This is a genomic window from Citrobacter sp. Cpo089 (assembly GCF_030332695.1).
Lineage (GTDB): Bacteria > Pseudomonadota > Gammaproteobacteria > Enterobacterales > Enterobacteriaceae > Citrobacter > Citrobacter portucalensis.
In genome coordinates, this window is record NZ_JAOWHJ010000059.1 from 25,690 (window position 1) to 34,720 (window position 9,031).

Sequence of the window (9,031 nt, forward strand, 5' to 3'; positions counted from 1 at the left end):
TCCTGTCAGCCCAGCGTTGGCATGGAGAACGCGGCCCCTGTGTCCTGCAGCATCTCCGGCCAGCGTGCGGTGACGGTTTTCATCCGGGTGTAGAAGCGCACGCCATCGTTGCCATGAACGTTAAGCGCACCAAAAATGGACCGCTTCCAGCCGCCAAAACTGTGGAACGCCATCGGCACCGGAATAGGCACGTTTACGCCCACCATGCCCGCTTGCACTTCTTCGCAGAAGCGACGCGCACAGCCGCCGTCACGCGTGAAAATTGCCGTGCCATTACCATATTCATGACGGTTAATCAGTTCCACCGCGCTGCTGTAATCTGCTACGCGCACCACAGAAAGCACCGGCCCAAAAATCTCTTCTTTATAAATGGTCATCTCCGGCGTGACGTTATCAAACAGGGTCGGCCCGACAAAATACCCCTGCTCATGGCCTTTAACGCTAAAACGCCGACCATCCACGCGCAGGCTGGCCCCCTGCGATTCCCCACTGTCGATATAACCGAGCACTTTATTACGGTGTACCGAGGAGATAAGCGGTCCCATTTCGTTTTCCGGTGTCTGATCAAGCCCCGGCCCGACACGCAGCGCCGCAATCTGTTTTTCCAGTCGCGAGCACAGCTCATCTGCCGTTTTGTCCCCTACCGCCAACACCACCGAAAGCGCCATGCAGCGTTCACCCGCCGCGCCGTAAGCAGCCCCCATAATGGCGTTGGTCGCCATATCCATGTCGGCATCCGGCATTAAAATGCAGTGATTTTTAGCGCCACCTAACGCCTGGCAACGCTTACCGTGGGCCGATGCCGTCTGATAAATGTATTCCGCAATCGGCGTAGAGCCGACAAAGCTCACGGCCTGCACGCGCGGGTCAGTTAACAGCACGTCAACGGACTCTTTGTCCCCCTGCACGACATTGAACACACCGTCCGGCAATCCGGATTCTTGCAGCAGTTTGGCCAGTGCAAGGGCGAGAGAAGGGTCTTTTTCTGAGGGTTTCAGCACGAAGGTATTCCCGGTTGCCAGCGCGATGGGGAACATCCACATCGGTACCATTGCCGGAAAGTTAAACGGCGTGATCCCGACGCAAACCCCGAGAGGTTGCATCAGCGAATGGCTATCAACGCCGGTACCTACGTTGGCTGAGTGTTCGCCCTTTTGCAGATGTGGGATGCCGCAGGCAAACTCCACCACTTCCAGGCCGCGGGTCAGCTCACCAACTGCGTCAGAGAACACCTTGCCATGCTCCTCGCTGATGATGCGAGCCAGCCTCTCCATGTTTTCTTCCAGCAGCGCCTTAAAGCGGAACATCACTCGCGCTCGTTTTAACGGAGATTGGCGAGCCCACCCGGGGAATGCGTCGTGCGCTGCCGCAATGGCCTGCTCGGTTTCCTGTGTCGTACTCATCACCACCTGGCGGATCTGCTCGCCGGTGGCCGGGTTGAAGATTACCTGAACTCGCTGGCCTGAACCGGTGACACATTCGCCGTGGATAAAATTCGCTACTGTCTCCATCCTTAACCTCTCGCTGTTGATACGTGACTGTTACCTGAACACTGTTATCTGTGTACTATATATGAAACAAACATTCCATTTTAAGTTGAAATAAAATAAATAATGATTAATGTGATCAAGGATGGGTTTTTATGTTAACAAGCGGAATCGCATGATTAGCGTGCACTGGCAGAACGTTTCAGCGAACGGCAAGCCTGAAGCTTTTGTTTCGTTTTTACAGCCAGATGAATGAGTGACATTTCAAAGACGCGGTTTTGCGTTTAGAATCATAAAACTATGTACCAGGAGGTAAAATGACAACAGCAACCAGCCTGAACGAGCTGCAGCAGCAAATCCGCGATCGCTACGATAGCCTGAGTAAGAGGTTGCAGCAGGTGTCCCGCTATGTGCTGGATAATACCAATAGCGTGGCCTTTGATACGGTTGCCGTCATTGCTGAACGAGCCGGAGTGCCACCCTCTACGCTGATCCGCTTCGCCAATGCTTTTGACTTCACCGGCTTCAATGAAATGAAACAGCTGTTTCGTATGAACCTGGTAGAGGAAACCGCCAGCTACAGCGACCGCGCGCGCATGTTCCGTGAGATGGAAAGCGAAGCCGTACCGGAAACCCCGCTCGATATCCTGCAGGAGTTCGCCCGTTCGAATACCCAGGCGCTCCAGCAGCTGGCAGCCCGTGCCGAACCTGAAATGCTGGAACGCGCCGTACAATTGCTGGCAGAAGCCGACACCATTTACATTGCAGGTCTGCGTCGTTCGTTTAGCGTAGCGGCCTATCTCACCTACGCCCTGAGCCATCTTGAGTGTCGCCCTATTTTGCTCGACGGAATGGGCGGAATGCTGCGCGAGCAGATTAACCGCATCAAAGCGCGTGATATCGTCGTGTCGATCAGCTTCTCGCCCTATGCGGAAGAAACGGTGATGGTCAGCGAAACTGCGGCCAATGCCGGCGCGCGCCAGATCGTGATTACCGACAGCCAGATAAGCCCGCTGGCCACATTCAGCGATCTCTGCTTTGTGGTGAAAGAGGCGCAGGTCGACGCGTTTCGCTCCCAGTCAGCGACGCTATGCCTGGTGCAGTCGTTAGTGGTAGCGCTGGCCTACCGTCTGGGTGACGGGAGTAATGAACTCGGTCATTCTGTCGGGTGATGAGCGCCGCGAAAATTGACGATCCGCTTTATTACATTCCCGCCAGCGTGACGTGAAATCTTGATGTCAGCCGTTACTTTTCTGGTCGTTGAAAATATCGTCCTCATTCAGCGACCAGATAAAATACAATCCGTTATTACCATAAGCTACAATTATATTAATATTAGATAATCAACAATGCGCATGCTGACAATAATACGCAAAGGTTTACTATAGACCTGTCTTTTTTAAGCAGGAAAGTAAAATGAAAAATACAAAAGGGTTGATGATTATTGCCCTTGCTTTCACCCTGGCATCATGTGCTTCCATTCCTGAGAATATCAAAGGTAATAATCAACCCGATATCCAAAAAAACTTTATCCCCGTGCATAACCAGCCCGGTTTATATACCGGTCAACAGGCTCGCTTTGGCGGTAAAGTCATCAATGTGATTAACACCAAAAATGATACGTTGCTGGAAATCGCCGTTTTGCCACTGAACGACTCTGCTAAGCCACAAATAGACGCGAGCTATCAGGGACGTATTCTTGCCCAGCAGAAAGGTTTCCTCGATCCGGTAAACTACAGAAACCATTTCGTGACTATTTTGGGAACAATTCAAGGAGATGAGTCAGGATTCATCAACAAAGTCCCGTACAACTTTGTTAAAGTTGATTTACAAGGAATCCAGGTTTGGCATTTAACTGAGTCTGTCAACACCACCTATAACATGTGGGATTATGGTTACGGCGCATTCTGGCCTGAGCCGATGTGGGGAGCGCCTTACTACGCCAATACAGTCACTCAGGTAACTCCGGAGCTAGTGAAATAATCCCAGAGGTAAGATGGCGCGACTATATTCCGGAGTCAGGTGTTGGCAAACACCCCCTCTCATCACCCCGTGTTTATCTTATTGCGCCATCCTGCTTCATGAGATCCTTCGCTTAACATGCATTCTTCCTGTTACATATAATTTTTAACCGCTAATTCTTTAGCGAAGAAATGGGCTTTACCCTTCTCATGCCTGACCATCTTTTTTTATTTACCGACAACTCCCCCACCCTGCATGCAATAAAAGAACATTTGTGTTTACACATTATTCAGGGATTACTATGAACAGAAAATGCTTACTGTTGATACCATTATTCTTTAGTAGCGTCATCATCACCGCCTGTGATAATAAACCTGCAGTAAAAACCGCCATGGAGCCCGAGGTCGGCGTTGTTACCTTAGCGCCCTCCTCAGTAAATATTAAAAGTGAACTTCCGGGTCGCGCGCTTGCGTTCGAGATCGCCGAAATCCGCCCTCAGGTTGGTGGGATCATCATAAAACGCAACTTTGTTGAAGGCGATAAAGTCAGCAAAGGAGAATCACTGTATCAAATTGATCCTGCCCCGCTGCAGGCACGGCTGGACTCAGCCAAAGGCGCGTTGGCAAAGGCACAGGCTACCGCCAATAATGTTCGTCTGACACTCAATCGGCAGTCAGCATTAATAAAATCTAATTACGTCAGCCGCCAGGACTATGACACGACGCGTACACAGCTTAATGAAGCGCAAGCCAATGTTGCCGTCGCTAAAGCGGATCTTGAACAAGCCACCATCAATCTTCGATACGCCAATGTTACCTCGCCCATTGATGGCATCAGCGGTAAATCCTCCGTGACCGTGGGTGCCCTGGTTACTGCCAATCAGGAAAACGCGCTGGTCACCGTTCAGAGATTAGATCCGATTTATGTTGATTTAACCCAGTCAGTACAGGACTTCTTACGCCTGAAAGAAGAGAAAGCCAACGGCCAAATCGCCCAGCAACAAGGCAAAATTCCGGTTGAGCTGATGCTGGAAAACGGCAAGCGCTATCGCCATACCGGTACGCTTGAGTTTTCCGATCCCGCTGTTGATGAGACCACCGGTTCGGTGACCCTGCGCGCCGTATTTCCCAATCCTGAAGGTGAAATTTTACCCGGTATGTATGTCACGGCGTTGCTGGACGAAGGCAGTCAACAAAACGTGTTGATGGTCCCCCAGCAAGGAATTACGCATAACGAGCAAGGAAAAGCCACCGCGCTGATCCTTGGCCAGGAAAACGTAGTGCAACTGCGTGAAATAAACGCAGTGAAGGCCGTTGGTAATCAATGGTTAGTGACCGCGGGATTACGTCCTGGCGATCGGGTCATTGTGTCCGGATTACAAAGAATTCGTCCGGGAATCAAAGCCCGGGTCCTCCCTTCAAAACTGAACACATCTGACACGGTAGCTGAACAGTAATATTTCAGGCATTAAGGACACTTTCTTCATGGCCAACTTTTTTATTGAGCGCCCGGTTTTCGCCTGGGTGCTCGCTATTATCATGATGTTTACGGGCGGTATCGCGATAATGAACCTGCCTGTCGCCCAATATCCACAAATTGCGCCCCCAACCATTACCATCAGCGCTGCCTACCCAGGGGCTGACGCAAAGACCGTTGAAGACTCCGTCACCCAGGTGATTGAACAGAATATGAATGGTCTTGATGGCCTGATGTATATGTCATCCACCAGCGATGCGGCAGGTAATGCCTCGATTATCCTGACCTTCAAAACGGGTACGTCACCCGATATTGCGCAGGTTCAGGTACAGAATAAACTACAGCTGGCGATGCCTTCCTTGCCACAGGAAGTACAACAGCAAGGGATCAGCGTTGATAAATCCAGCAGCAATATATTAATGGTCGCCGGTTTTATCTCTGATAATAACAGCCTGAGCCAATATGATATTGCCGACTATGTGGCCTCGAACATTAAAGATCCGCTAAGCCGCACTGCCGGGGTGGGGAGCGTGCAGTTATTCGGTTCTCAATACGCCATGCGCATCTGGTTGGATCCGCAAAAGCTCGACAAGTATAACCTCACTCCCGAGGACGTCATTACCCAGCTCAAAGTGCAGAATAATCAGATATCTGGCGGGCAGTTGGGGGGCATGCCTCAGTCAGCCGATCAGCAGTTAAATGCGTCGATAATCGTCCAGACGCGTCTGCAAACGACCGATGAATTTGGCAAGATCTTCCTTAAAGTTCAGCAAGATGGTTCTCAGGTTCTGCTGCGCGATGTCGCGCGCATTGAGCTGGGTGCGGAAAATTATGCAACGGTTGCACGTTACAACGGCAAACCCGCCGCCGGGATTGCGATTAAACTTGCCGCTGGCGCCAATGCCCTGGCAACGTCCCAGGCGGTCAAACAAGAGCTGAACAGATTATCGGCCTGGTTTCCGGCCAGTATGAAAACCGTTTATCCCTATGACACCACGCCGTTTATCGAGATTTCGATTCAGGGTGTTTTTCATACTTTGATCGAGGCAATCATTCTGGTATTCCTCGTCATGTATCTGTTTTTGCAGAGTTTCCGTGCGACGCTTATCCCCACTATCGCCGTTCCGGTGGTTATCCTCGGAACCTTTGCAATACTCGACGTCGCCGGTTTTTCGATTAACACGCTCACGATGTTTGGCATGGTGCTGGCGATAGGGCTGTTGGTCGATGATGCCATCGTGGTGGTTGAGAACGTAGAACGTATTATTGCTGAAGAGCACTTGTCCCCAAAAGCGGCAACGCATAAAGCAATGGGCCAACTCCAGAGGGCGCTGGTTGGTATTGCCGTCGTGTTATCCGCCGTATTTATGCCGATGGCGTTTATGAGCGGAGCAACGGGTGAAATTTTCCGTCAGTTTTCCATCACCTTAATCTCTTCCATGCTGCTGTCGGTATTTGTGGCAATGAGCCTGACGCCAGCACTTTGCGCCATGCTGTTAAAATCTCACGAGGGAGAAAAAGCAAACACACATTTTCTGTTTACCCGTTTCAACCACTTCATGGAGAAATGCACTCAGCACTACACGGACAGCACCCGTAGACTGCTACGTCGCACAGGCCGCTATATGGTCGTCTATTTAGTCATTGGCGCGGGCATGATTGTGCTGTTTTTACGCACTCCGACCTCCTTTCTGCCTGAAGAAGATCAGGGGGTATTCATGACCACGGCACAATTGCCTTCGGGTTCAACGATGGTGAACACCAGCAAAGTGCTCGGAGAAATAACCGACTACTACCTGACAAAAGAACAGAAAAACGTCGCTTCTGTTTTCACCGTTGGCGGATTTGGTTTCAGCGGCCAGGGACAAAACAACGGTCTGGCGTTTATCAGCCTGAAGCCCTGGTCAGAACGCGTTGGCGAAGAAAACTCGGTTACCGCCATTATTCGACGGGCAATGATGGCCTTAAGCACCATCAATAATGCCGTCGTTTATCCATTCAATTTACCCGCAGTCGCGGAACTGGGGACGGCTTCAGGTTTTGATATGGAGCTACTGGATAACGGTAATCTTGGGCATGAGAAAATGATGCAGGCGCGGAACCAGCTTCTGGCTTTGGCTAACCAGTCATCCGGTGAGGTTGACGGGGTACGTCCGAACGGCCTGGAAGATACACCGATGTTCCGCATTCACGTCAACGCCAAAAAGGCTGAAGCTATGGGCGTTGCGTTATCAGATATTAATCAGACCATCTCCACCGCGTTTGGTAGTCGCTATGTTAATGATTTCCTGAACCAGGGGCGCGTAAAAAAAGTGTATGTCCAGGCCGATACGCCGTTCCGTATGTTGCCGGACAATATCAATCACTGGTACGTACGTAATGCCTCCGGCGCAATGACGCCGCTTTCCGCCTACTCATCCACCGAGTGGACTTACGGTTCTCCTCGTCTTGAACGCTACAACGGTCAGCCTGCAATGGAAATTCTGGGCCAGCCGGTCGAAGGGAAAAGCAGCGGTGATGCGATGAAATTTATGGCATCGCTGATTAACAAACTGCCCGCGGGCGTCGGTTATGCCTGGACCGGTCTGTCTTATCAGGAAGCATTGTCCACAAATCAGGCGCCAATGCTGTACGGCATTTCGCTGATCGTCGTGTTTCTGGCGCTGGCGGCACTGTATGAAAGCTGGTCGATCCCGTTCTCGGTGATGCTGGTTGTGCCAATCGGGGTGGTCGGCGCTTTACTGGCTACCGATCTGCGCGGCCTGAGCAATGATGTTTATTTCCAGGTCGGCCTGCTCACCACCATGGGGCTGTCGGCTAAAAACGCCATTCTGATCGTCGAGTTTGCCGTCGAGATTATGCAGAAAGAAGGGAAAACGCCGCTTGAAGCTGCAGTGGAAGCCGCGCAAATGCGCTTACGTCCAATTCTGATGACCTCACTGGCCTTCATCCTGGGGGTTATTCCGCTGGCAATAAGCAACGGCGCGGGCTCTGGTGCGCAAAATGCCGTCGGTACGGGGGTTATCGGAGGGATGCTGGCCGCGACGGTACTGGCAATCTATTTTGTTCCAGTGTTCTTTGTCCTCGTTGAAAATACGTTAGCGCGATTTAAAGCTCGACGCTGATCCCCTGCCCTATCCCTGGGTTTAGATTATTAAATCCCAGGGATGGGGCTTCGTTTGTCAGGCCTACGGTTATTAGTGGGCACGGCTATCCAGCGAGTTTCTCGTGGATAGCAGGGTAAGCATTACGCGGATTTTTTATAAGGAACGACTGAGGGTAGGAACAGAGGTTGTCAATTCTAACTAAAGCCAGGCTATCAAAACGGTTAATCAATAGTGCAGACCGGAACCTTTCAGATTTACAGCCAGTTCACCCAGTTTTGTATTCGGATGCTGATGGCACATTTTAACCATTTTCGGTACAGCTTCCGTTTCCACCTCATGCAGGGGAACATAATCATCGCCTTTAAAGTCCGAATTTTTATTAACAATCACAAAGGCAATTGCCGTCTTGTATTGCTGACTCATATCAACAAATTCTTTACAGGTCATATCTTGTGGCGCAGCTTCCGTTGCCTGAGTAGCCAAAGCACAGGTCATTGGCGCCATAATAGAAGTCACAAGAATAGCTGCAGAAACCATCATCTTAATATTCACTATGCGCTCCAGAAGTAGCATTAATTTTTATCGGCGAGCTTATCAGTTTTAACCAGCGTCGCATTTCTACGCAGACTGATAAAAGCTAAAGAACTAAAGATCATCTCGACACCAATAAAGATTGAGGTAAATACATACGATCTGTCGGGATCCATATTCAGCCATACGCCGGCAATAAGCAGGTCAAAAATACCAATGAAAATGTTCCATCCATAACCCGGACTACGGAACAGTTTGACCCCAGAGGCGATACGAAAAATCCCCCCCAGAATAAACAGGCAGCAAAATACCATTGCCAGTGAATTCATGCCTATCACAGGATTCACGAGGAAACAGTAACCCAGCAGTAACCACGCGATAGCAAAAAAGGGTAATGACTCCAACTTATTGATAGTGTTTTATGTTCAGATAATGCCCGATGACTTTGTCATGCAGCTCCACCGATTT

8 protein-coding genes are annotated in these 9,031 nt (G+C 50.4%); 4 read left to right on the forward strand and 4 right to left on the reverse strand.

The features are described from left to right. Positions 1 to 5: 5 nt before the first annotated feature. Positions 6 to 1,511, reverse strand: a complete 1,506-nt coding sequence (locus tag OGX92_RS13105; protein ID WP_286586629.1) for a CoA-acylating methylmalonate-semialdehyde dehydrogenase — start codon at positions 1,509 to 1,511, stop codon at positions 6 to 8. A 293-nt stretch (positions 1,512 to 1,804) separates the two neighbouring features. On the opposite strand from OGX92_RS13105, the gene OGX92_RS13110 reads away from it, so the two are divergent. The 4 genes from OGX92_RS13110 to OGX92_RS13125 all read left to right on the forward strand — a co-directional run bounded on the left by OGX92_RS13110 (position 1,805) and on the right by OGX92_RS13125 (position 8,050). Further along, entirely contained in the window at positions 1,805 to 2,659 is an 855-nt protein-coding gene (locus OGX92_RS13110; RefSeq protein WP_071687398.1) for a MurR/RpiR family transcriptional regulator, read from the forward strand. 244 nt (positions 2,660 to 2,903) lie between these two features. Then, positions 2,904 to 3,470, forward strand: coding sequence for a Slp family lipoprotein (locus OGX92_RS13115; protein WP_286586630.1), 567 nt, complete (start codon positions 2,904 to 2,906; stop codon positions 3,468 to 3,470). A 280-nt stretch (positions 3,471 to 3,750) separates the two neighbouring features. Further along, positions 3,751 to 4,905, forward strand: a complete 1,155-nt coding sequence (locus OGX92_RS13120) for an efflux RND transporter periplasmic adaptor subunit (RefSeq protein ID WP_286586631.1) — start codon at positions 3,751 to 3,753, stop codon at positions 4,903 to 4,905. Positions 4,906 to 4,933: 28 nt separating this feature from the next. Beyond that, positions 4,934 to 8,050, forward strand: a complete 3,117-nt coding sequence (locus OGX92_RS13125) for an efflux RND transporter permease subunit (RefSeq protein WP_149334850.1) — start codon at positions 4,934 to 4,936, stop codon at positions 8,048 to 8,050. 207 nt (positions 8,051 to 8,257) lie between these two features. Here the strand turns inward: OGX92_RS13125 and OGX92_RS13130 are convergent, their stop codons facing one another. The 3 genes from OGX92_RS13130 to OGX92_RS13140 all read right to left on the reverse strand — a co-directional run. Next, the gene (locus OGX92_RS13130) at positions 8,258 to 8,605 is read right to left on the reverse strand and encodes an HdeA/HdeB family chaperone (RefSeq protein ID WP_149334851.1); all 348 of its coding nucleotides are present in this window, start codon (positions 8,603 to 8,605) and stop codon (positions 8,258 to 8,260) included. After that, a complete protein-coding gene (locus tag OGX92_RS13135; protein ID WP_286586632.1) occupies positions 8,605 to 8,967 on the reverse strand; it encodes a DUF308 domain-containing protein in 363 nt (120 codons plus the stop codon). The genes OGX92_RS13130 and OGX92_RS13135 overlap by 1 nt, the downstream gene beginning before the upstream one ends. A gap of 1 nt (position 8,968) precedes the next feature. After that, positions 8,969 to 9,031, reverse strand: a 63-nt coding sequence (locus OGX92_RS13140; protein ID WP_071603212.1) for an IS1 family transposase, incomplete at its 5' end; no start/stop codon positions are given.

What these genes read in the sequence shown, in the direction of transcription:
- OGX92_RS13105 (WP_286586629.1), bottom strand. Translation starts at nt 1,511, where the DNA reads ATGGAGACAGTAGCGAATTTTATCCACGGCGAATGTGTCACCGGTTCA.
- OGX92_RS13120 (WP_286586631.1), top strand. Translation starts at nt 3,751, where the DNA reads ATGAACAGAAAATGCTTACTGTTGATACCATTATTCTTTAGTAGCGTC.
- OGX92_RS13115 (WP_286586630.1), top strand. Translation starts at nt 2,904, where the DNA reads ATGAAAAATACAAAAGGGTTGATGATTATTGCCCTTGCTTTCACCCTG.
- OGX92_RS13130 (WP_149334851.1), bottom strand. Translation starts at nt 8,605, where the DNA reads ATGCTACTTCTGGAGCGCATAGTGAATATTAAGATGATGGTTTCTGCA.
- OGX92_RS13125 (WP_149334850.1), top strand. Translation starts at nt 4,934, where the DNA reads ATGGCCAACTTTTTTATTGAGCGCCCGGTTTTCGCCTGGGTGCTCGCT.
- OGX92_RS13110 (WP_071687398.1), top strand. Translation starts at nt 1,805, where the DNA reads ATGACAACAGCAACCAGCCTGAACGAGCTGCAGCAGCAAATCCGCGAT.